This is a genomic window from Rodentibacter rarus, from assembly GCF_001998965.1.
In the GTDB taxonomy this organism is placed as follows: domain Bacteria; phylum Pseudomonadota; class Gammaproteobacteria; order Enterobacterales; family Pasteurellaceae; genus Rodentibacter; species Rodentibacter rarus.
In genome coordinates, this window is the sequence record NZ_MLHJ01000054.1 from 17,672 (window position 1) to 39,327 (window position 21,656).

At 40.1% G+C, this 21,656-nt stretch carries 21 protein-coding genes and 1 pseudogene; 19 read left to right on the plus strand and 3 right to left on the minus strand.

The genetic code is table 11. The annotated features are described in order from the left end of the window. Positions 1–36 precede the first annotated feature (36 nt). Positions 37–1,341 (plus strand): L-cysteine desulfidase family protein, encoded by a 1,305-nt coding sequence (locus BKK50_RS06500; protein WP_077416476.1) that lies wholly within the window; start codon positions 37–39, stop codon positions 1,339–1,341. 903 nt (positions 1,342–2,244) lie between these two features. Here the strand turns inward: BKK50_RS06500 and BKK50_RS06505 are convergent. Continuing rightward, positions 2,245–3,246 (minus strand): TerC/Alx family metal homeostasis membrane protein, encoded by a 1,002-nt coding sequence (locus BKK50_RS06505; RefSeq protein ID WP_077416478.1) that lies wholly within the window; start codon positions 3,244–3,246, stop codon positions 2,245–2,247. A 430-nt stretch (positions 3,247–3,676) separates the two neighbouring features. On the opposite strand from BKK50_RS06505, the gene BKK50_RS06510 reads away from it, so the two are divergent. Together BKK50_RS06510 and BKK50_RS06515 are read left to right on the plus strand one after the other, a co-directional pair. After that, positions 3,677–3,964: a GNAT family N-acetyltransferase gene (locus tag BKK50_RS06510; RefSeq protein WP_077416480.1), complete on the plus strand. Its 288-nt coding sequence runs from the start codon at positions 3,677–3,679 to the stop codon at positions 3,962–3,964. A gap of 9 nt (positions 3,965–3,973) precedes the next feature. Further along, positions 3,974–4,258, plus strand: a complete 285-nt coding sequence (locus BKK50_RS06515) for a GNAT family N-acetyltransferase (protein ID WP_077416482.1) — start codon at positions 3,974–3,976, stop codon at positions 4,256–4,258. A 52-nt stretch (positions 4,259–4,310) separates the two neighbouring features. Here BKK50_RS06515 and BKK50_RS06520 read toward each other — a convergent pair. Together BKK50_RS06520 and BKK50_RS06525 are read right to left on the minus strand one after the other, a co-directional pair. Further along, a pseudogene (locus BKK50_RS06520) lies at positions 4,311–4,934 on the minus strand (LysR substrate-binding domain-containing protein); the annotation flags it as partial. A gap of 15 nt (positions 4,935–4,949) precedes the next feature. After that, positions 4,950–5,216 carry a LysR family transcriptional regulator gene (locus BKK50_RS06525; RefSeq protein ID WP_077416487.1) on the minus strand — a complete coding sequence of 89 codons (267 nt, stop codon included), beginning with the start codon at positions 5,214–5,216 and terminating at the stop codon, positions 4,950–4,952. Between the two features lie 197 nt (positions 5,217–5,413). Here BKK50_RS06525 and BKK50_RS06530 point away from each other — a divergent pair, with 197 nt between their 5' ends. The 16 genes from BKK50_RS06530 (at position 5,414) to lpxD (ending at position 21,608) form a co-directional block, all read left to right on the plus strand. Beyond that, positions 5,414–6,094 (plus strand): hydrolase, encoded by a 681-nt coding sequence (locus BKK50_RS06530; protein ID WP_077416489.1) that lies wholly within the window; start codon positions 5,414–5,416, stop codon positions 6,092–6,094. A gap of 119 nt (positions 6,095–6,213) precedes the next feature. Then, entirely contained in the window at positions 6,214–6,729 is a 516-nt protein-coding gene (locus BKK50_RS06535; RefSeq protein ID WP_077416491.1) for an NADPH-dependent FMN reductase, read from the plus strand. A 10-nt stretch (positions 6,730–6,739) separates the two neighbouring features. After that, positions 6,740–7,642 (plus strand): pirin family protein, encoded by a 903-nt coding sequence (locus tag BKK50_RS06540; protein ID WP_077416493.1) that lies wholly within the window; start codon positions 6,740–6,742, stop codon positions 7,640–7,642. A gap of 160 nt (positions 7,643–7,802) precedes the next feature. Then, the gene (locus tag BKK50_RS06545) at positions 7,803–9,623 is read left to right on the plus strand and encodes a monovalent cation:proton antiporter-2 (CPA2) family protein (RefSeq protein ID WP_077416496.1); all 1,821 of its coding nucleotides are present in this window, start codon (positions 7,803–7,805) and stop codon (positions 9,621–9,623) included. Positions 9,624–9,840: 217 nt separating this feature from the next. Continuing rightward, a complete protein-coding gene (yihI, locus tag BKK50_RS06550) occupies positions 9,841–10,395 on the plus strand; it encodes a Der GTPase-activating protein YihI (RefSeq protein ID WP_077416498.1) in 555 nt (184 codons plus the stop codon). 3 nt (positions 10,396–10,398) lie between these two features. Further along, the gene (locus BKK50_RS06555) at positions 10,399–10,845 is read left to right on the plus strand and encodes a DUF2489 domain-containing protein (protein ID WP_077416500.1); all 447 of its coding nucleotides are present in this window, start codon (positions 10,399–10,401) and stop codon (positions 10,843–10,845) included. Then, positions 10,845–12,212: an oxygen-independent coproporphyrinogen III oxidase gene (gene hemN, locus BKK50_RS06560; RefSeq protein ID WP_077416502.1), complete on the plus strand. Its 1,368-nt coding sequence runs from the start codon at positions 10,845–10,847 to the stop codon at positions 12,210–12,212. The genes BKK50_RS06555 and hemN overlap by 1 nt, the downstream gene beginning before the upstream one ends. Before the next feature lie 148 nt (positions 12,213–12,360). Continuing rightward, positions 12,361–12,918 (plus strand): ribosome recycling factor, encoded by a 558-nt coding sequence (frr, locus tag BKK50_RS06565; RefSeq protein WP_077416504.1) that lies wholly within the window; start codon positions 12,361–12,363, stop codon positions 12,916–12,918. A gap of 23 nt (positions 12,919–12,941) precedes the next feature. After that, entirely contained in the window at positions 12,942–13,202 is a 261-nt protein-coding gene (locus BKK50_RS06570; RefSeq protein WP_077416508.1) for a hypothetical protein, read from the plus strand. Between the two features lie 67 nt (positions 13,203–13,269). Further along, positions 13,270–14,463 carry a 1-deoxy-D-xylulose-5-phosphate reductoisomerase gene (gene ispC, locus BKK50_RS06575; RefSeq protein WP_077416509.1) on the plus strand — a complete coding sequence of 398 codons (1,194 nt, stop codon included), beginning with the start codon at positions 13,270–13,272 and terminating at the stop codon, positions 14,461–14,463. A 31-nt stretch (positions 14,464–14,494) separates the two neighbouring features. Then, a complete protein-coding gene (gene uppS, locus BKK50_RS06580) occupies positions 14,495–15,214 on the plus strand; it encodes a polyprenyl diphosphate synthase (protein ID WP_077416524.1) in 720 nt (239 codons plus the stop codon). A gap of 11 nt (positions 15,215–15,225) precedes the next feature. Then, positions 15,226–16,092, plus strand: coding sequence for a phosphatidate cytidylyltransferase (locus BKK50_RS06585; protein WP_077416512.1), 867 nt, complete (start codon positions 15,226–15,228; stop codon positions 16,090–16,092). A gap of 9 nt (positions 16,093–16,101) precedes the next feature. Next, the gene (gene rseP, locus BKK50_RS06590) at positions 16,102–17,433 is read left to right on the plus strand and encodes a sigma E protease regulator RseP (RefSeq protein ID WP_077416515.1); all 1,332 of its coding nucleotides are present in this window, start codon (positions 16,102–16,104) and stop codon (positions 17,431–17,433) included. A 34-nt stretch (positions 17,434–17,467) separates the two neighbouring features. Continuing rightward, a complete protein-coding gene (gene bamA / locus BKK50_RS06595) occupies positions 17,468–19,849 on the plus strand; it encodes an outer membrane protein assembly factor BamA (RefSeq protein WP_077416518.1) in 2,382 nt (793 codons plus the stop codon). 100 nt (positions 19,850–19,949) lie between these two features. Further along, positions 19,950–20,561, plus strand: coding sequence for an OmpH/Skp family outer membrane protein (locus BKK50_RS06600; RefSeq protein WP_077416520.1), 612 nt, complete (start codon positions 19,950–19,952; stop codon positions 20,559–20,561). Between the two features lie 12 nt (positions 20,562–20,573). Continuing rightward, positions 20,574–21,608: a UDP-3-O-(3-hydroxymyristoyl)glucosamine N-acyltransferase gene (gene lpxD / locus BKK50_RS06605; RefSeq protein WP_077416522.1), complete on the plus strand. Its 1,035-nt coding sequence runs from the start codon at positions 20,574–20,576 to the stop codon at positions 21,606–21,608. Positions 21,609–21,656: the final 48 nt, after the last annotated feature.

Consider the following 21,656-nt stretch of genomic DNA (forward strand, 5'->3'; position numbering starts at 1 on the left):
TATTAAATCATTCATAACGCCATTTTTGAAAAGATGATGAACCAAGAAAGATTACAGCAAATTGAAACGCCCTTACTACATATTGTCGAACGTGATGTCGTACCCGCATTGGGTTGCACCGAGCCGATTTCCCTCGCCCTTGCGGCAGCAACGGCGGCAAAATACTTAGGCAAAACACCCAGCCACATCAAAGCTAAAGTTTCCCCTAATTTGATGAAAAACGGCTTAGGTGTCGCTGTACCCGGCACAGGTATGGTGGGGTTGCCCATTGCCGCAGCAATTGGTGCATTAGGCGGTGATCCTGAGGGGGGCTTGGAAGTCTTAAAACTGATCACGAGAGAACAAGTTTTGGCGGCGAAAGCCATGCTTGAGCAAAAACGGGTGAGTGTCGATATTCACCCAACGGAGCATATTCTCTATTCTGAAGCCTTGCTTTTTGCAGAAAATGATTGGGTAAAAGTCGTCATTCAAGATCAACACACCAATGTCATTTTGATTGAAAGCAATACTGCGATCCTCTTTGAAAAAAGAGAAAATGAATGTGCGGATGCCGATCCCTATGAAATCTTCAAGCAGGTTTCTGCCCGTGAGATTTTTGAATTTTCCTGTGAAGTGGCCTTAGATAAAATTCGCTTTATCGGGCAAGCGGCTGAACTCAATCGGGCTCTTTCCAACGAGGGGTTAAGGGAAGATTACGGCCTACATATCGGGCGAACCCTACGCAAGCAGGTGGGGATCGGTTTAATTTCAGACGATTTACTCAGCAGAATTATGATCGAAACCACGGCCGCTTCCGATGCCCGAATGGGTGGTGCGACCTTACCCGCCATGAGCAATTCCGGCTCGGGAAATCAAGGAATTACCGCCACCATGCCGGTTGTCGTTGTTGCCGATTATTTGAACATTGATGAAGAAAAACGCCTGCGTGCCCTATTTTTATCTCACTTAATGGCGATTTATATTCATAGTAAACTGCCTAAATTATCCGCACTTTGTGCCGTCACCACCGCCTCAATGGGAAGCTGTGCCGGCATTGCCTATTTATTAACAGGGAAATTTGAAACCGCCAGTATGGGCATTTGCAGTATGATTGGCGATATCAGCGGTATCATTTGTGATGGTGCGGCAAACAGCTGTGCAATGAAGGTATCCACCAGCGTAGCATCAGGTTATAAAGCGGTGCTTATGGCCCTGGATGAAACCCATGTAACCGGCAACGAAGGCATCGTTGAACACGATCTCGACCGTACTATCGATAACCTCTGTGCCATCGCCTCGAAGAGTATGCCACACATTGATCGTCAAGTGATTGAAATTATGGTGAATAAACCTTGCCCTTAGATCCATCAAATCAATACTCGTGAGATCACACAATCCATTTCAAAAGAAATTGAAAAGTTAGATATGGTGAAGAAAGGTATTGTAAAAAATGATTGATTGCTAAATTAAGGGTTAAGTCTTTTATTTGAAAAATTTTTAATAAACATTATCTTATGATATTTTTTATCTCTATGCCTGTCGTGAAATAGTACTCTTTCATTGGTGAATTTATACTTTTAAGAGCTATTCAATACCTTCTAAAAAACATATCTAAATATTCAGTAAATATCTAACGCCTGTTGTACAACCTATTGTTCGGTTAATTCATATTTTTACATAAAAAAATCCAAGGTACCAACTTGTCTATAGTGTGAAAATCTAAACCTCTACTGACAGCTCAATATATTCATATTAGAATACTCATAGAGATTTAATTATGAATACAAAAGCACGGCAAAAATTGCTCATAAACTACGAGTTTTTGCTTATGTTAAGCAATCTGGGAATGTTTCTTTCATCTGTCAATTATTTCGAAATATCATGAGATACGTCTATCGTTGAAAAAAGAATGATAAATATCATTGGCATTTAAATAATTTAGGCATTATTCATCAATATATCAAACCGATAAGACCAAGGTGAAATAATAAAGTAGAAGGTTCACATTAAACAGATAAAATGGAATTTTACCAATTACTTACTTATATTGATGATATCGATTTAAATAAAAAATTAGATTAATAGGAAACATTTTTATAATTATATTAGACCTCATTCAGCTATTGATGGAAAAATGTCCTATGAACGTTTGTTAGAAAAAGTTAAAGTAAGTTCTGATTTTTTATCAGAGGAGGATGAGATCCCCCTCTAATTTTTGCTGACCTGTTATTTGCGAATTTAGAGCACTTAAGTTGATCATAAGTGTTATTCCTTTTCTTTTTCATGGAAAACAAGTGAGGAGAGCACACCAATTGCTAGAACACCTAAAACAATAAACAAACTGATATTGGCGGAAATGTGTATGCCGGTATCAAACACGGCATGATTCCACGATTGAATCCCCATTTTTATTCCAATAAAGAAGAGCAATGCGATAACCGCTTTTTCTAAATGTACAAGATATTTTGTTAATGCTGCTAAAATAAAATATAGGCTACGTAAGCCAAGAATTGCAAAAATCATTGCGGCATAAACAAGTAAAGGTTCCTGAGTTACCGCAATGACTGCCGGTACGGAGTCAAAAGCAAAAGCAATATCTGATGTTTCAATCGCTATCAAACATAGAAATGCCGGTGTTGCATATCTCAGACCTTTCCGGGTAACAGATGAAAGTTGGGTTTCATTTAGTTCTGTATGTTTGATAAAGAATTTATCTTGTTCCAATTTGGGAAATATTGGCATTAGTTTCCCTGCTAAGCGAACACTCCAATGGTGAGTATAATCTTCGATATCTTCTTTATTATCATCCCCGCTTTGTAGCATTTTCCAGCCACTCCAAAGTACAAATGCTGCAAAAATGAAACCAACCCAAGGGCTTGCTAAAAATAATCCGGTACCAATAATCACAAAGACAGCCCGGAAGACCAATGCTCCTAGGATTCCCCAATATAAAATTCGATGCTGTAGCCGCCCTTTTATACCAAAAGAGGCAAAAATTGCGGTAAACACCATTAAATTATCTATAGATAAACTCTTTTCAAGCACGTAACCTGCTAAATACAGATCGGCCCATTCAGGCTCAAAACGAAAATAAAGATAGATATAGAACATCATCGCCAATGATATCCAAAACACCGACCAAAGTGCGGCATTTTTTACCGTAATTTCCTTGCTATGGCGATGTGAAACAAGATCTATGTAAATAGACAATAAGATAACGGAAAAGAAAATAATGCTTGCTTCCAAAGGAAAACCAAAATGATGCATAAATAAACCTTATTAAACGAGTTAAATATAAATTGGCTCAGTCTGCATAAAAACAATTTGATTTGCAAGTATTTTTACTTTATTCATTATATGTGAATGATCATTCAAAAAGGCATTATTCTGATACTGTAACTTCATCAAGAAATGAGCAGTTTGAGGCTTTTCCTGACTCTATGTAAACGTTCGTTTCAATTTAATGGATTGAGCACCAAAATCACTCATAAATCGTTTCATCACTTGTTTTTCGACTTGCGCTATTAGGGTATATGAACCTTATTATGGTCTCGCTGAAAAATACATTTTTTATGTGTGGATTGTGATTCCCTCATTGTGGAGATTGCATAACAGTGTTTCCTCAAAATCGTCCTCTTTTTTATCAATAGAATAAATGCTATTCTTCGCCGACTAATTGATAAACGAAGGAGTAACTATGTTTAGTGTTGAACAAAAAGATGATGGTAAACACGGTGCATTTATTGCAAAAGAAGGCAATGTCCAAGCCGGTGAAATGACCTACACTTGGGCGGGCGAGAAAATGTTTATTATCGATCACACCGGTGTGGAAGAAGGCTTTAACGGCAGAGGCGTTGGACGTACTATGTTGGATCAAGCGGTTAAATTTGCTCGTGAAAAACAGGTGAAAATTCTGCCATTATGCCCTTATGCCAAATCTGTTTTCGTTAAAGACGAATCAATCCGTGATGTTTTGCACGGCTAAGGATGACCGATGAAAAAGAGCTATGACGTTGTAGATAACCCTACTTTAAACCGTTTTGAAATTCATGAAGAAGGGCATATTGCCTACGAAAAATATGAACGCTTTGAAGGGGGGATTGCTTATGTCAGTACCTTTGTTCCTGAAGCGCTAGGCGGAAGAGGAATAGCCAGTTTCTTGGTTAAATATGTCTTAGACGATGCCATTGCCAAAGGTTTAAAAATTAAGCCTGTTTGCCCGGTGGTGAAAGGCTATATTGAGAAACACCCCGAATATCAGCAATATGTGATTGAATAAGATTTTTTATTAGAAATACTCTAATCCCCTTAATATCATTTAAGGGGATTTTTTATATCACAATATCTGATTCCGCAAATTTGACGGACAGAAAATCGATTAATAACCTTGCAGAGGGTTGTAAACTGTTTCTTGAACTATAGGCGACATGTACCATCCATTTGGGAATATACCAACCTTCTGGCGAAATAATTTGTAGCCTTTCTTGATTTAAATCTTTTCTTACTAATACTTCCGGTAATACAGCTATGCCAACGCCTTTAAGTGCACTTTTATGGATAAGATAAATGTTCTCACTAACTAATTTAGGCATATAAGAAATACGTTGTATTCCTTCTTTTTGATGTTCAAAAGGCCATGAATGCTCTTGTTTTGCCCAAGTTAAAACAGGATAGTGCTGAATTTGTTTCAATGTTTTAAAGGGTTCTTTGATAAGTTTCGGGCTTGCCACCAAATAATGTTGAGATAAACAAAATGTTTTTGTCACTATATCACTGTCCTCAAAAGGATAGGGGCGTACCCTTAGGGCGAAATCCAAGCGTTCTTTAATTAAATCGACTTTTCTATTTGTACTTTCGACAAACAGCTCTATGTCGGGGTAAGTTGCCATAAACTCGGCAAGCATATCATTTACATATAAATCTAATAATTCTTTAGGACAACTTAATCTAATTTGCCCTTTTGATTCTGATTACTGTTCAATAAAACGCTGTGCTTGCTCGACTTGTTCAACCAAACTGAGGCAATATCGGTAATATTGCTCACCTAAATGTGTCACGTCAAATTGATGGGTATTCCGCTGAATGAGTGCAACGCCAAGTATTTTTTCTAGCTTCGCAATACGGCGACTAATGGTCGTTTTAGGAATGGACAAGCGACGACTAGCTTCACTAAAACTTCCGGCATCGACGACTTGAACAAATAAATAAAGATCATTTAAGTCTAAATTATGTTTCATTTTATTGTTCCAAATATGCAACAGGGAAGCTCATTTGTAGATCTACAAATTGAGCCATATTACCTCTATATTATGCGAGCCGTTACTCGGCTACTTGAAACAATGTGAGAGTTGTTTTGAGAAATAAACAACGTATATCTTAGACTTAACTAGGATATACGTCAAACTCAATATTTTTTATTATTCGGAGAAATTTTATGACTCAACCGGCTAATTTTAATGGTCAAGCGCCGCGTATTAACCCTGAAGATGCGGTAATGTTATTGATTGATCACCAAAGTGGTTTATTTAATACTGTTCGTGATTTAAACGTTCGTGAATTGCGTGCAAATGCAGTGACTTTGGCTAAAGTTGCAACTCTTGCCCAAATGCCTGTTATTACTACCGCTTCTGTACCTCAAGGTCCAAATGGTCCATTAATTCCAGAAATTCATCAAGCTGCACCTCATGCTCAATATGTGGCACGTAAAGGTCAGATAAATTCTTGGGATAATCCGGATTTTGTTGCCGCAGTTAAAGCAACAGGTAAAAAACAATTAATTATCGCAGGGACGATTACAAGCGTATGTATGGCATTTCCAGCCATTTCTGCTATTGCAGAAGGTTATCAAGTTTTTTGTGTTGTTGATGCTTCAGGAACGTATTCAAAAATGGCACAAGAAATCACGCTTGCCCGTGTTGTTCAAGCCGGTGCTGTACCAATGGATACTGCGGCAGTGTGCTCTGAAATTCAACATACTTGGAACCGTCCGGATGCAGAAGAATGGGCAAAAGCCTATGAAGCGGTTTTCCCAGAATATCAATTATTGATTGAGAGCTATTTAAAAGCGCGTGAAGTCGAGCACAATCACGAGCAATTAGACTCTGAGCGTGAATAATTTACTTCTCTAATAAGGACGCATTAATGCGTCCTTTTTTGTTTGAAAATGTAAAAACGGTTCATTATTATATGCCGTCTTTGACAAATCCTATTAATCTAATTTAGAAGGACAATACGATGACTAAAATTGCTTTTATTGTTGGCAGTTTAAGCCAACAATCCATTAACCGAAATGTTGCGAATGAGATTTTAAAAAACGCCCCACAAGGTATTGAAATTGAGGAAGTCCAAATTAATGATTTACCGCTTTATACTCAAGATTTAGATAGCCAATCGATCCCTGCTTATGATCGTGTTCGTCAACAAATTAAAGAGGCAGCTGCCGTATTAATTGTTTCGCCGGAACATAATCGCAGTGTGCCGGCAGCATTAAAAAATGTGATTGATATTGCCACCCGTCCATTTGGTCAAAATGTGTGGACAAATAAAAAAGTCGCCATTGTTACTGCTTCACCGGGGGCTTATGGCGGCATTAATTCCGGTGTGGATTTGCGTAAAATTATGCATGCAGTGGGGGCTAATGTGTTAAATCAACCCGAGGTTTACTTAAGCCGTGCGGGCTTAGAGATAGATGAACGCACCGCCGGTTTCTTAGCCAAATTTGCTAATGTATTTTTTCAATGGGCAGAATAAGGAATAAACAATGAGTGTCGATAAAATTTTAGCCAAAACCAAAGATGTAGGCGGTATTCCTGTTGCACGCCTGCTTCCACAGGCACAATGTAAAACCGTAGGGGCTTGGTGTTTTTTAGATCATGCCGGCCCTGCTGAGTTTGAAGAAGATTCCTTAGGTTTACAGGTGGGATTGCACCCACATACCAATCTTCAAACCTTTACTTGGATGTTGCAAGGTGAAGTATGGCATCAAGATAGTCTTGGTAATCGCCAACTCGTTCGTCCAAAACAAGTCAATTTAATGACCGCTGGAACCGGTGCCAATTATGGTATTAGCCATACGGAACAAACACCAAAAGGGATTCATGATTTACATGCTGTACAACTTTGGATTGCCTTACCCATGGACCAAGAAATCAAACCGAATTTTGAGCATTATCCGCAGTTACCACAGTGGAGTGAAAACGGCATTGATTATGTACTGACAACCGGCAGTTATTTGGGGCATACCGCACCGACAACCCAATTTAGCCCGTTAGTGGGTGTGGATATGCAATTTAAACAGGCTCAAGCCTTTGAGATTGAGACTATCCCTACTTTTGAATACGGTATTTTGGTTTTAAAAGGTGAAGTAAAAGTTAACGGCGTAAGCTATAAAGCCGATGAACTTGCCGTATTATTTGATTGCCAAAATGCACAAGGGGAATTAAATCTTTGGGCTGAAGCCGGTTCACATATCATGCTATTAGGGGGAGAGCCATTACCACACCCAACGGTGATTTGGTGGAACTTTGTGGCAAACAGCAAAGAAGCACTGGAACAAGCCGTTGAAGATTGGAATAACGGTCATCCTCGTTTTGGTGATATTAATCTGGAAGGGACGGCATTAAAACGCTTACCGGCTCCTGCGGTTCCGGATACATTGCGTTAATCGCTTATCTATAATCAACAACGTTGTGCCTATTTTGAAATCAAGGGACAACGTTTTTTTATCTTGTTTCTTGGTTTAATCGCTATAAATTCATACTAAAACCAAGTAGAATAGCCCGATTTTTTTATATTGTTTTTATCGTTTTTAGTTAGGAGTGACTATGGCAGCGGAAAGTGCTGGTGATTTAATTCGAGTTGTTGCTTTATTGGGGGCGGCTGTCGTGGCGGTACCGCTATTTAAACGCATAGGGTTAGGATCGGTCTTAGGCTACCTTGCCGCCGGGTTGGTGATCGGCCCTTATGGTTTACAAATAATTGGTGATCCTCATGCGATTATTCATCTTGCCGAATTTGGTGTGGTGATGTTCTTATTTGTGATTGGGCTTGAAATGAAACCTTCACATCTTTGGGGATTACGGCGTCAGATTTTTGGGCTAGGCAGTATGCAGGTGATCATTTCTGCCATTTTAATGACTATCGTCGGCACACAGTTTGGCGTTTCTTGGGAAGTGGCATTTGTTTCCTCTTCCGGTTTTGTATTGACCTCAACTGCCATTGTGATGCAAGTATTAGGCGAACGTAAAGAGCTCTCTACAAAGCGAGGGCAGAAAATCGTCTCTATTCTCCTTTTTGAAGATTTATTGATTGTACCCTTGCTTGCCGTGGTAACCTTTCTCTCCCCTTTTGAAAAAACAGAAGCCTCGATGCCGTGGTGGCAATCTGCCGGCATTGCAATGCTTGCTTTAGCCGCATTGGTTTTTATTGGTCGTTTCATTCTAAATCCGGTTTTCCGTATTCTAGCTAATGCCAAAGCCCGTGAAGTGATGACAGCTGCCGCACTTTTTGTCGTATTAGGCGCTGCATTATTAATGGAAGAAGCCGGATTATCCATGGCAATGGGGGCTTTTGTGGCAGGGGTGATGCTTTCTGAATCGGCATTCCGCCATCAACTAGAAGCAGACATTGAACCTTTCCGTGGCTTATTGCTCGGACTTTTCTTCCTTGGCGTCGGGATGGCGCTAGATTTAAAAGTGGTGGCAGAAAACTGGCAATTAATTTTGTTAGGCGTGATAGTGTTAATGTTCACCAAAGGTATTTGTATTTATGTTGTCGCACGTTTAGCAAAAAGTACCCATAAAACGGCATTAGAACGTGCACTTTTAATGGCACAGGGAGGGGAGTTTGCCTTTGTGCTTTTCGCTGCCGCCTTATCAAAAGGAGTAATTGATGAAACCGTCAATGCCAATATGACCGCTATTGTGGTGCTTTCTATGGTATTGACCCCACTTATTCTTGTCATTTATGAAAAATATGGTGCGAAAGAAGTGGCAGAGGAAATCGAGCCTGATGAAATTGATGAACAGCACCCTATCCTCATTATCGGTATGGGACGCTTCGGACAAATTGTGAACGATTTGCTTCGTTTAAGCGGTTATGCCACAACAGTGGTGGATCTCAATCCAAATATGATCAAAGGTTTCAATGAATACGGCATTAAATCTTATTTTGGTGATGCCTCACGCCGTGAGTTTTTAATTGCCGCAGGATTAGAGCAAGCAGAAATGCTGGTGGTAGCTATTGACAATAAGGCGCAAGCTTCCGATATTGTGCATTTTGCCCGTGAAGTGAACCCAAATATTAAAATTATTGCCCGTGCTTATGACCGTTTCCATACCTTTGATTTATATGAAGCCGGGGTTAATGAAGCGGTGCGTGAAACTTTCGATTCCGCTGTTCGTACCGGTCGGGTAGCACTGGAAAATCTCGGTATGGAGCCGGAGGTAGCAAAAGAAATTGCGGAATATTATTTCCATGCTGATCGTCATGAGGTGAAATTAATGTCGCAAGTGTATGATCCTCAAGCCCAGTTCTTTAAAAATCCGGCACTACGGGATATTGCTCGAGAATGTGACCAAAAAATGGCCGCAGAAATTCAAGAAATCCTTGTTAGAGCGAAAGAAAAAGAACAAGAAGAAAGCTAAAAAGTATCATAGTCAATGGTAGAGTTGGTCGTAAATTCACGGTCAACTTTTTTTATTTTAAAAATTTTTTAATGGATATGATTTGCGCAATAATCTAACGGTTGCTGTAAAAATAGTGTGTCGTTAATTTTGAAAGAGAGGTAAAGTTACCATTTATTAATGAGAAAAACATTCTCAAGTGATACAATCCACCAAATTTTATGAAAGGATAAAACGAATGGCTCGTAAGAAAAAAACACGTAAAATTAGTGATGTTATGCCGATGCGTAAAGCGGATAAAAAACCTGAAATGCCGAAACGTAGTGGTAAAAAATTAACACGTTATGAGCTTGATGCGAAAGCTCGTGAGGATAAGAAAAAACGTAAGCATAAAGGTTTGGCGTCAGGTTCACGTCATAGTGCGGGGGAAAGTAATCTCAATAAACTTCAGCAAGAAACCAAGGATCCGAAAATCGGGAGTAAGAAAAAAATTCCTTTAGTTGTAGAATTTGTGAATAAACCGGAAAAAGGTCAGCTTATTCCTGCCGTGAAAGTAGCGAAGAAAGTCGATCCAATGCAAGAATTGGAAAATCTTGAAAATAATGAAATTCTTAATGAATTATTGGATGCATTAGATGAAGGGAAAACGCTGAGTAAAGCAGATCAGCAATTTGTGGATGAATGTCTTGCCCGCATTGCAGAACTCATGGATGAGCTCGGTATTGAAGAGGAAGAAAATGACGATGATTTATACCGCACTTTTGAGAAAATTGATATTAACCAGTTTAGATAAAAGATGATTTGGACCATTATTTTAAGCCTATTCGCATTAGCGATTATTGCTGTGTTGTCTTGGTATGCATTTCGTTTGTTAAAACAAGTGAAACATCAGCAAAAAATTATGATTAAGGCGAAAGCACAACGCGCCATCCGTTTAAAAGAGAGTATTGAAATTATTGCTAAGGCAATGAAACAGAAGGAATGTAATCATTCTGAAGGGGTTATTCGTCTTACGATGTTATTGATGCCTTTTGGTAAAAATTTACAGCCCTATCCTGCCATGAGTGAACTGTATGATATTGTACGGGATATGCCAACTCATGAGGCTCGAAAAATGCTTGGAAAGCAAGAGCGAATGCGTCTTGATCTTGAACGGGAAAGTGCGGAAGCCAAGCTTGAGCAGGACATTGTGGAAGAATTGAAGCAGTTGCTTGATGATATACAAAAATTAGGAGAAATTTAATGTCAGAGATGATTTGGGATAAGGAACTTATACAGAAATATAATCAATCAGGCCCTCGCTATACCTCTTATCCGACGGCATTAGAATTCCACGAAAACTACACGAACCAAGATTTTATTCAGGCGGCAGAGCGTTACCCAAATCGCCCGCTTTCCCTTTATGTCCATATTCCCTTTTGCCATCAACTTTGTTATTTCTGTGCTTGTAACAAGGTGATAACCCGTCATCAACATAAAGCGGATATTTATCTTGATTACCTCGAAAAAGAAATGATTTCCCGTGCACAGCTCTTTAAAGGAAGAAAAGTCACCCAAATTCATTGGGGAGGGGGGACGCCAACCTATTTAGATGAAGCGCAATCAGCCCGTTTAATGGCGATGCTAAAAACGCATTTTTTGGTGGTAGAAAACGCAGAAATTTCGATTGAGATTGATCCTCGTAAAATTGAGATTTCTATGCTCGATCACCTACGCTCAATTGGTTTTAACCGGATGAGTATGGGGGTGCAGGATTTTAATAAAGCGGTGCAAAAAATTGTCAATCGTGAACAAGATGAGGATTTTATTGCAGCGTTATTAAAACGAGCTGAAGAATTGGGTTTTCAATCCACTAATCTTGATTTGATTTATGGGTTACCCTTGCAAAATGTGGAAAGTTTTATGTTCACGCTAAAAAAAGTGATTGAACTTAATCCGGATCGGTTGAGTATTTTTAATTATGCTCATTTGCCTAGTCGTGTACCGGGACAGGCTAAAATTAAAGAAGACCAATTACCGCCACCAGAAACGAAATTAACAATTCTGCAAAAAACCATCGAAACCTTAGCGGAGGCCGGTTATAAGTTTATTGGTATGGACCATTTTGCCAAACCCTCTGATGAATTGGCAATTGCACAAGCGCAGGGCGTATTACATCGGAATTTCCAAGGTTACACCACACAAGAAGAATGTGATCTTCTTGGTTTAGGCGTTTCCTCTATCAGCTTATTAGGGGATACTTATGCGCAAAATGAGAAGGATCTTAAAACCTATTATGCCTTAGTGGAAAAAAATGGCTATGCATTACATAAAGGGCTTGTGTTAAGCGAAGAAGATTGTTTACGCCGTGATGTAATTAAGCAACTTATTTGTAACTTTAAATTAGATTTTTCAACTATTGAAAAGCAATATAATATTAAGTTTACCGAACATTTTGCAGAAGATTTAACCTTGCTTCAGCCTTTAATGAATGACGGCTTAATTCATCAAACAGAACAAGGATTATGTGTTTCTCCCCAAGGGCGTTTATTAATTCGAAATATTTGTTTATGTTTTGATACTTACTCCCGAGCAGCGGCAAAACGTCAACAATTTTCAAGAATTATTTAATTATCATGCCATCCAATTAGGGGGGCATTTATTTTTTCTACCGTTCTTCAAGCTGTGATAAATTCAAAATAAAACAATTCAAAAACCATCAAAAATCCAGTAGAATCACCCCTGTTTTACTTTAGGCTAAATATAAAAGGATAATTCAATGATTAATGAGATTAGACAAGATGCCGAACAGCGTATGGAAAAAAGTATTGAGGCATTAAAAGGTCATATTGCTAAAATTCGTACCGGCCGTGCACAACCGAGTTTATTAGACGGTATTCAAGTGGAATACTATGGTGCGGCAACCCCACTTCGTCAATTAGCTAACGTGGTCGCTGAAGATGCCCGCACTCTAGCGGTAACCGTATTTGATCGTTCACTTATCAGCGCCGTTGAAAAAGCGATTTTAACGTCAGATTTAGGGTTAAATCCTTCATCAGCAGGCACTACAATTCGTGTGCCGCTTCCTCCATTAACAGAAGAACGTCGCCGTGATTTAATTAAAATCGTAAAAGGTGAAGGTGAGCAAGGGAAAGTAGCCATTCGCAATGTGCGCCGTGATGCGAATGATAAAATCAAAACCTTGTTGAAAGACAAAGCGATCAGTGAAAATGATCAACATAAAGCGGAAGATGTGATCCAAAAATTAACCGACCAATACATCAAAAAAGTCGATGAAATTTTGGCAGAGAAAGAAAAAGAATTATTGGATTTTTAATCACAATAATTTAAGGAGAAAATATGTCAGGCGGTTTAATTGGGAAAAATCCCAAAGTGGATATGGTAGCCAGCTTAGTCATTGGCGGATTTCTATTATTTCTCGCATATGTTTTTTATGGGAAATTAATCGATCTTGAGCAAAATGGCGGCTCGATGAAAGTGAATGCAATTGTGTATGCACTTTATGAAATCGGTGGTGCGGTGGGCGCAACAGGTGCTTTCGTGGCGGGGGCGTTGTTTTTCTTCTATCGCTCGTATCGAGCATTTTTAAAATTAAAATAATCTTAATAGCGAAATAAAGGACGCATTGGCGTCCTTTTTACTGAATATAAAGTGCGGTCAACATTTTATGCAAAAACAAAATATTGTGATTCTTGGTGCAACGGGTTCCATTGGACAAAGCACCCTATCGGTGATTGAGCATAACCCAGAAAAATATCATACCTTTGCCCTTGTTGGCGGTAAAAATGTCGAGAAGATGTTTGAAAAATGTGTGAAGTTTCGACCGCACTTTGCAGCCCTTGATAATGTTGAGGCGGCGAATATTCTGCGTCGTCAACTGGCTGAGCATAACATTGCAACAGAGGTGTTAGCCGGACAAAAAGCGATTTGTGAACTGGCAGCCCACCCCGATGCGCATCAAGTGATGGCGGCTATTGTCGGGGCAGCGGGTTTATTACCCACATTATCTGCTGTGAAAGCCGGTAAACGGGTGTTGTTAGCCAATAAAGAAGCATTAGTGACTTGTGGACAGATTTTTATTGATGCGGTGAAACAATATCATGCGACTTTATTGCCGGTAGATAGCGAGCATAATGCCATTTTTCAATCCCTTCCACCTGAGGCTCAGCAGAAAATAGGGTTCTGTCCATTAGCTGAACTCGGTATTAGTAAAATCGTTCTAACCGGCTCAGGTGGACCTTTCCGCTACACGCCTTTATCGGAATTTGAACATATCACGCCCGCACAAGCTGTTGCGCACCCTAATTGGTCTATGGGGAAAAAGATTTCTGTGGATTCTGCCACGATGATGAACAAAGGTTTGGAATATATTGAGGCACGTTGGTTATTTAACGCTCGAGCTTGCGAAATGGAAGTGGTGATTCATCCTCAATCTATCATTCATTCTATGGTGCGCTATGTGGATGGTTCTGTGATCGCCCAAATGGGAAACCCGGATATGCGTACCCCTATTGCTCAAACCATGGCCTACCCTCACCGCACTTTTGCCGGCGTTGAACCTTTGGATTTCTTTAAAATCAAAGAATTAACATTTATTGAACCGGATTACCGCCGTTATCCTAATTTAAAACTGGCGATTGATGCCTTTGCTGAGGGGCAATATGCCACCACAGCAATGAATGCTGCAAATGAAATTGCGGTGCAGGCTTTTTTAGAAGGACGCATTTCATTTACCGATATCGCCCGCATCAACCAAGAAACGGTGCTTACTATGCCTGCGACAACGATTAGCGCTATTGAGGATGTACTTGAGGTTGATGAAAAAGCCCGTGCGATGGCAAAAGCACTGATTGCGCAATGAGAAAAGTGCGGTCAAAAATAATCTGATTTTTATGATAGAACTTGATAAAAATAATATCCCTGCACACGTTGCCATTATTATGGATGGTAACGGACGTTGGGCAAAACAACAAAATAAATTGCGTATTTTTGGACATACGAATGGGGTCGCGGCGGTTCGCCGTGCGGTGAGTTACGCTCGACAAATCGGCGTAAAAGTGCTCACCCTTTATGCCTTCAGCAGTGAAAATTGGAACCGACCGGAACAGGAAGTGAATTCATTGATGACACTTTTTATGCAAGCCCTTGATCGTGAAGTGAAAAAATTACATAAAAATAATATTCGCCTTAACATTATCGGCGATACCTCACGTTTTAGTGAAAAATTACAAGAAAAAATGGCGAAAGCAGAACAGTTAACGGAAAAAAATACCGCCCTGACGTTGAATATCGCCGCTAATTACGGGGGCTGTTGGGATATTGTTCAAGCTGCCCGACAAATTGCCGATAAAATTAAAAAAGATGAAATGGCGTTGGAGGAGATTACCGAACAATCCTTCCAAAGCCACTTAGCCACACAAAATCAACCTCGAGTAGATCTGTTAATCCGAACTAGTGGTGAACAACGAGTGAGTAATTTTTTACTTTGGCAAATTGCCTATGCGGAACTGTGCTTTTTAGATGTTCTATGGCCGGATTTTAGCGAGGAAGATTTCAATCAGGCTATTGCTAGTTATCAACAACGTCATCGCCGTTTTGGTGGGACTGAATAAACGGAGAAATTATGCTTAAAGAACGTGTATTATCCGCCATTGTGCTTATTGCTTTGGTGCTATGCGCCTTATTTTTATTTAACCCTTTTTATTTTGCTTTAGCATTAGGTTTAGTGGCGACATTAGGCGTGTGGGAATGGACACAATTTGCTCGTTTTAAACAACCGCTCGTCCGCCTGTGTATTGCGGCATTCCTCGGTGCATTTATTTTTTTATGGCTTTTTACCGAGGGGGATTATCTCAACGCCGGACGTGTTTTTGCACACTACCTTCCGCTTTTATTGATGAATTCTGTGGGTTGGTGGATGCTTGCATTATTGTTCGTTATCACTTATCCCACCTCAACCAAATACTGGGGGAAAAATAAACCCCTTCAATTATTATTTGCTTTTTCGACCTTAATTCCGTTCATAGCCGCCGTATTACGCTTACGCTTAGATAACTATACGCAAGATCCTTATCATGGATTATTTTTACTACTCTATGTTTTTGTCCTTGTGTGGGCGGCGGATTCCGGTGCTTATTTTGCCGGTCGTGCGTTGGGAAAACATAAATTAGCCCCGAAAGTTTCACCGGGAAAAACTTGGGAGGGCGTGGTAGGTGGCTTATTCACCGCTGCGATACTTGCTTGTGTATTTATTTATTTTTCCGATGAAATGCTATTGGGTAATCGAGGAATCATAGGCTTTGTCATACTTTCAGTAGCAACGGTGGCAATTTCAATTTTAGGCGATTTAACCGAGAGTATGTTCAAACGGGAAGCGGGAATTAAAGATAGTAGCCAGCTTATTCCCGGACATGGCGGAGTTTTGGATCGCATTGACAGCCTCACCGCCGCCGTCCCTTTCTTTGCCTATTTTTACTTCTTTGTTTTGTAAGGATTGATGATGTCATTTTTGTGGTCTTTGGGTTCTTTTCTTATTGCCATTTCCGTGCTGGTTGCGGTGCATGAGTATGGACACTTTTGGGCTGCACGAAAGTGCGGTGTAAAAGTACATCGTTTTTCTATTGGTTTTGGCAAGGTGATTTGGCGGCGTAAAGATAAGCAAGGAACAGAGTTTGCCTTATCAATGATCCCATTGGGTGGCTATGTCAAGATGCTGGATGGTCGGGCTGAATCTATTCCGGAGGGATTAAAATCCCAAGCCTTTGATCAAAAATCCGTATTACAACGTGCCTTTATTATTGCAACGGGTCCGCTAGCCAATTTTCTTTTTGCCATCTTCGCCTATTGGATCATTTATTCGGTTGGGATGCCTAGTATTAAGCCTGTGATAGAACAGGTAACCCCCAATTCTATTGCCGCACAAGCACAGATTGAACCTAATACGCAAATTGTGGCCATTGATGGAAAACCTGCGGAGGATTGGGAAACCATTAATATGTTACTCGCCACAAAATTAGGGGAAGATCAGGTGGATATTACCCTTTCACCTTTCGGCTCCAATGTGACTTATGACAAACAGTTAGATCTATCCCATTGGACGTTTGACCCGGAAAAAGAAAGTGCTTTTGAATCCTTAGGGATGAATCCCGTTCGTGCCAAAGTAGAAATGACACTCTCTAAAGTGGTGGAAAACTCGCCGGCTCAAAAAGCAGATTTACAGGTTGGGGATAAAATTTTAACTGAAAATTTGACCGCACTTTCGTGGCAAGACTTTGTGAAACTGGTTGAAAAGGGGCAACCGATAACACTTAAAATTGAACGTCATGGTGATGTGTTTGGCAAAGTGATACAACCGGAAAAAAATCAAGAAGGTCGCTGGTTTGTAGGTATTAGTCCCACCTTTTTAAATGTGGGTGAGCAGTATCGAACCGAATTAAAATATGATATTCTTGCTGCCCTGTCTAAAGGCATAGAAAAGACAGCTCAATTATCTTGGTTAACTATAAAAGTTATTGGCAAACTATTTACCGGTGATCTTGCCTTAAATAATTTAAGCGGTCCGATTTCTATTGCAAAAGGTGCAGGGGCCTCGTCAAGTATTGGATGGGTTTATTTTCTTAGCTTTATGGCGCTAATCAGCGTAAATTTGGGCATTATGAATTTATTTCCATTGCCGGTGTTGGATGGCGGACATCTGGTTTTCTTGGCAGTGGAAGGTATTAAAGGGAAACCGGTTTCCGAACGGGTACAAAATTTAAGTTATCGAATTGGTGCGGCATTGCTATTCGCTTTAATGTTTTTTGCACTTTTCAATGATTTCTTACGTTTATAAATTTTATAGTGACATAATAAATAGGATACAGTCGATGAAAAAACTTCTAATCGCAAGTTTATTATTCGGGACGACAACAAGCATTTTCGCCGCCCCTTTTGTGGCAAAAGAAATTCGCGTGGATGGTGTTCAAGGTGAGTTGGAACAGCAAATTCTTGCAAGTCTACCGGTTCGTTCAGGACAACGTGTTACCGACAACGATGTGGCAAATATCGTTCGTTCTTTGTTCGTCAGCGGTCGATTTGATGACGTGAAAGCATATCAAGATGACAATGCTCTTGTGGTGAGCGTTATTGCCAAACCAATCATTTCAGAGGTACAAATTAAAGGAAACTCACTGATTCCGACAGAAGCGTTGAAGCAAAATCTAGACGCAAACGGTTTTAAATCAGGCGATGTATTGAACCGTACTAAACTTGATGAATTTGTGAAAGGTGTCAAAGATCACTATAAAAGTGTTGGGCGTTATAATGCGAAGGTTGAAGCGATTGTGAACACACTTCCCAATAACCGTGCAGAAATTACCCTTCAAATTGACGAAGACGATACTGCAAAATTAAAGTCGATCACTTTTAATGGAAACCAAGCGATTTCAAGTAGTACATTACAAGACCAAATGGAATTACAACCGGATGCGTGGTGGAAACTTTGGGGCAACAAATTTGATGCAACACAATTTGATAAGGATTTGCAGGCTATTCAGGAATATTATCAAAACAATGGTTATGCCAAAGCACGCATTACCCATACGGATGTTCAATTAAATGATGAACAAACTAAAGCGGAAGTCACCATTGATGTGAGTGAAGGTGAAAAATATGATTTAATTAGCGCACGCATCGTAGGGAATGTCGGGGGGATGGCGGAAGAATTGCAACCGTTATTAAATCACTTACATTTGAATGATACTTTTAGCCGTTCAGATGTGAGTGCGGTTGAGGATGCGATTCGTGCCAAACTCGGGGAGCGTGGTTATGGTAGTGCCACGGTTAATACAACGCCGACATTTGATGATGAAAATAAAACTATTGCATTGACTTTCGTTGTTGATGCGGGTCGCCGTTTATCGGTTCGTCAAGTTCAATTCGAAGGTAATACGGTTTCGGCAGATAGCACGTTACGCCAAGAAATGCGCCAACAGGAGGGTTCTTGGTATAACGCTCAGTTGGTTGAGTTAGGTAAAATTCGTTTAGACAGAACCGGTTTTTTTGAAACCGTTGAAAGTCGTATTGATCCTGTTGAAGGTACCAACGATGAAGTGAACGTGGTTTATAAAGTTAAAGAACGTAACACCGGAAGTATCAACTTTGGTGTGGGTTATGGTACGGAGAGCGGCATTAGCTACCAAGCAAGTATCAAACAAGAAAACTTCTTAGGAACCGGGGCAGCGGTGAGCTTGGCTGGGTCTCGTAATGACTACGGGACAACCATTAACCTTGGCTATACAGAACCGTACTTTACCAAAGACGGCGTAAGTTTAGGTGGAAACGTATTCTATGAAACTTACGATAACTCTGATAGCGACACCTCTTCTGATTATAAGCGTACAACTTACGGTGGGAATGTTACACTTGGTTTCCCGGTAAATGAAAATAACTCATACTATCTCGGCTTAGGTTATACCTATAATAAAATCAGTAATTTCTCTCGGGAATACAACCGTCAGCTTTATTTAGATTCAATGAATTTTGATTCTAACTCAATTAAATCCCATGATTTTGATTTTTCCTTTGGCTGGAACTATAACAGTTTAAACCGTGGTTATTTCCCAACCAAAGGGCTAAAAGCAAGTATTGGCGGACGTATTACTATTCCGGGTTCTGACAATAAATATTATAAACTTAATGCAGATATCCAAGGTTATTACTCGCTTGATCGTGCCCATAATTGGGTGATTTCAGGTAAGGCCGGATTAGGCTATGCGAATGGTTTTGGCGGTAAACGTTTACCGTTCTACCAAAACTACACAGCGGGGGGAATTGGATCGCTACGTGGTTTTGCCTATGGTGCGGTTGGACCAAATGCGATTTATTGGGTAAGAGATCAGGCGGGAAATGAAGGATATAATTCTAATGCGAGTTCCGATATTGTGGGGGGGAATGCCATCGCAACCACAAGTGTGGAATTAATTGTACCAACACCGTTTGTCGCAGAAAAAAATCAAAATTCGGTGAGAACCTCATTATTTGTTGATGCAGCAAGCGTTTGGAATACCAAATGGAAGGCGCAGGATAAAGCATTGTTCCCGAATTTGCCGGATTATAGCGACCCAAGCCGTATCCGTGCCTCTGCCGGTATTGGTTTCCAATGGCAATCACCAATTGGACCTTTGGTGTTCTCCTATGCGAAACCGATTAAAAAATATGAAAATGATGATATAGAACAATTCCAATTTAGTATTGGTGGTTCTTTTTAATCGAACTTTTTATTTATCACTGAGTCAAAGCGAACACTTGCACCCTAAACCATTATGCGGTGCAAGCCCATTAACTATTTAATTTAACAAGGAAATTTCAATGAAAAATGTCTTAAAAGTTACCGCACTTTCAGTAGGTATTGCTCTTGCGTCAGGTTTTGCAGCAGCAGATGAGAATATTGCTTTTATCAATGCAGGTTACTTATTCCAAAATCACCCTGATCGTCAAGCGATTGCCGATAAATTAGATGCGGAATTAAAACCAACAGCAGATAAACTTGCTGCAAGTAAAAAAGAGATTGATGACAAAATTGCAGCCTCACGCAAAAAAGTCGAAGCAAAAGTGGCGGCATTACAAAAAGATGCACCACGTTTACGTCAAGCCGAAATTCAAAAACGTGAAGAAGAAATCAATAAATTTGGTGCGAGTGAAGAAGCCGCATTGACTAAGTTGATGCAAGAGCAAGATAAAAAAGTGGCAGCGTTCCAAGAGGAAAGTGAAAAGCGTCAAGCGGAAGCTCGTGCAAAATTATTAGAAAGCATCCAAGTAGCAACCAATAATCTAGCGAAAGCAAAAGGTTATACTTATGTGATTGATGCCAACTCTGTGGTGTTTGCTGTTGAAGGGAAAGATATTACTGAAGAGGTGTTAAAATCTATCCCTGCCACGGAAAAACCAGCAGCTCCGGCTAAAGCAGAAGAGAAAAAATAATAGGTTCTGACCATGCAAAAATCCTATTCTTTAAAAGAATTGGCGAATCAAATCGGCGCTACCGTTCGCGGTAACGCCGATGTCGTTATAACGAATATCGCCCCTCTTGATAAAGCACAAGCCCATCAACTTACTTTCATTTCTAATGCGAAATATCGTCCGTTATTAAAAGATTCTAAAGCAGGCATTCTTGTTGTATCGGAAGCGGATGTAGAATTTTGCGCACCGGAAAGCCATTTATTGATTGTCAAAGATCCCTATGTGGCCTATGCCATTTTGGCACAGTATATGGATACCACACCGAAAGCGGCGCAAGGCATTGCGAAAAGTGCGGTCATTTCCGAGGATGTTTCTTTCGGTGAAAATGTCTCCATTGGTGCAAATGCGGTTATTGAAGAGGGTGTGGTATTAGGCGATAACGTAACTATCGGTGCAAATTGCTTTGTAGGAAAAAACACAAAAATTGGTGCTGGAACACAACTTTGGGCAAATGTGACGGTTTATCATAATGTTTCAATTGGCGAAAATTGCCTCATCCAATCGGGAGCCGTCATTGGAAGTGATGGGTTTGGTTATGCCAATGATCGGGGGCGCTGGATTAAAATACCTCAGACGGGACAAGTGATTATCGGTAATTATGTTGAAATTGGTGCTTGTACTTGTATCGACCGTGGCGCATTGGATGCGACTGTGATTGAAGATAATGTGATTATTGATAACCTTTGCCAAATTGCCCATAACGTTCATATCGGTACCGGTACGGCGGTGGCGGGTGGCGTCATTATGGCGGGGAGTTTAACGGTAGGGCGTTACTGCCTCATTGGTGGTGCCAGTGTGATCAATGGTCATATGGAAATTTGCGATAAGGTGACGATTACCGGAATGGGTATGGTGATGCGACCAATTACCGAACCGGGTGTTTATTCTTCCGGTATTCCATTGCAAACCAACAAGGAATGGCGGAAAACCGCCGCCCTGACATTGGGGATTGACGGAATGAATAAACGTCTGAAATTGGTTGAAAAAAAACTCAATGAAAAAATATAAATTTTCATAAAAAAACAGTTGACGGAGTGTTTTTTTTTTTTAGTATGA

What these genes read in the sequence shown, in the direction of transcription:
- BKK50_RS06500 (WP_077416476.1), top strand. Translation starts at nt 37, where the DNA reads ATGAACCAAGAAAGATTACAGCAAATTGAAACGCCCTTACTACATATT.
- BKK50_RS06505 (WP_077416478.1), bottom strand. Translation starts at nt 3,246, where the DNA reads ATGCATCATTTTGGTTTTCCTTTGGAAGCAAGCATTATTTTCTTTTCC.
- BKK50_RS06510 (WP_077416480.1), top strand. Translation starts at nt 3,677, where the DNA reads ATGTTTAGTGTTGAACAAAAAGATGATGGTAAACACGGTGCATTTATT.
- BKK50_RS06515 (WP_077416482.1), top strand. Translation starts at nt 3,974, where the DNA reads ATGAAAAAGAGCTATGACGTTGTAGATAACCCTACTTTAAACCGTTTT.
- BKK50_RS06525 (WP_077416487.1), bottom strand. Translation starts at nt 5,216, where the DNA reads ATGAAACATAATTTAGACTTAAATGATCTTTATTTATTTGTTCAAGTC.
- BKK50_RS06530 (WP_077416489.1), top strand. Translation starts at nt 5,414, where the DNA reads ATGACTCAACCGGCTAATTTTAATGGTCAAGCGCCGCGTATTAACCCT.
- BKK50_RS06535 (WP_077416491.1), top strand. Translation starts at nt 6,214, where the DNA reads ATGACTAAAATTGCTTTTATTGTTGGCAGTTTAAGCCAACAATCCATT.
- BKK50_RS06540 (WP_077416493.1), top strand. Translation starts at nt 6,740, where the DNA reads ATGAGTGTCGATAAAATTTTAGCCAAAACCAAAGATGTAGGCGGTATT.
- BKK50_RS06545 (WP_077416496.1), top strand. Translation starts at nt 7,803, where the DNA reads ATGGCAGCGGAAAGTGCTGGTGATTTAATTCGAGTTGTTGCTTTATTG.
- yihI (WP_077416498.1), top strand. Translation starts at nt 9,841, where the DNA reads ATGGCTCGTAAGAAAAAAACACGTAAAATTAGTGATGTTATGCCGATG.
- BKK50_RS06555 (WP_077416500.1), top strand. Translation starts at nt 10,399, where the DNA reads ATGATTTGGACCATTATTTTAAGCCTATTCGCATTAGCGATTATTGCT.
- hemN (WP_077416502.1), top strand. Translation starts at nt 10,845, where the DNA reads ATGTCAGAGATGATTTGGGATAAGGAACTTATACAGAAATATAATCAA.
- frr (WP_077416504.1), top strand. Translation starts at nt 12,361, where the DNA reads ATGATTAATGAGATTAGACAAGATGCCGAACAGCGTATGGAAAAAAGT.
- BKK50_RS06570 (WP_077416508.1), top strand. Translation starts at nt 12,942, where the DNA reads ATGTCAGGCGGTTTAATTGGGAAAAATCCCAAAGTGGATATGGTAGCC.
- ispC (WP_077416509.1), top strand. Translation starts at nt 13,270, where the DNA reads ATGCAAAAACAAAATATTGTGATTCTTGGTGCAACGGGTTCCATTGGA.
- uppS (WP_077416524.1), top strand. Translation starts at nt 14,495, where the DNA reads ATGATAGAACTTGATAAAAATAATATCCCTGCACACGTTGCCATTATT.
- BKK50_RS06585 (WP_077416512.1), top strand. Translation starts at nt 15,226, where the DNA reads ATGCTTAAAGAACGTGTATTATCCGCCATTGTGCTTATTGCTTTGGTG.
- rseP (WP_077416515.1), top strand. Translation starts at nt 16,102, where the DNA reads ATGTCATTTTTGTGGTCTTTGGGTTCTTTTCTTATTGCCATTTCCGTG.
- bamA (WP_077416518.1), top strand. Translation starts at nt 17,468, where the DNA reads ATGAAAAAACTTCTAATCGCAAGTTTATTATTCGGGACGACAACAAGC.
- BKK50_RS06600 (WP_077416520.1), top strand. Translation starts at nt 19,950, where the DNA reads ATGAAAAATGTCTTAAAAGTTACCGCACTTTCAGTAGGTATTGCTCTT.
- lpxD (WP_077416522.1), top strand. Translation starts at nt 20,574, where the DNA reads ATGCAAAAATCCTATTCTTTAAAAGAATTGGCGAATCAAATCGGCGCT.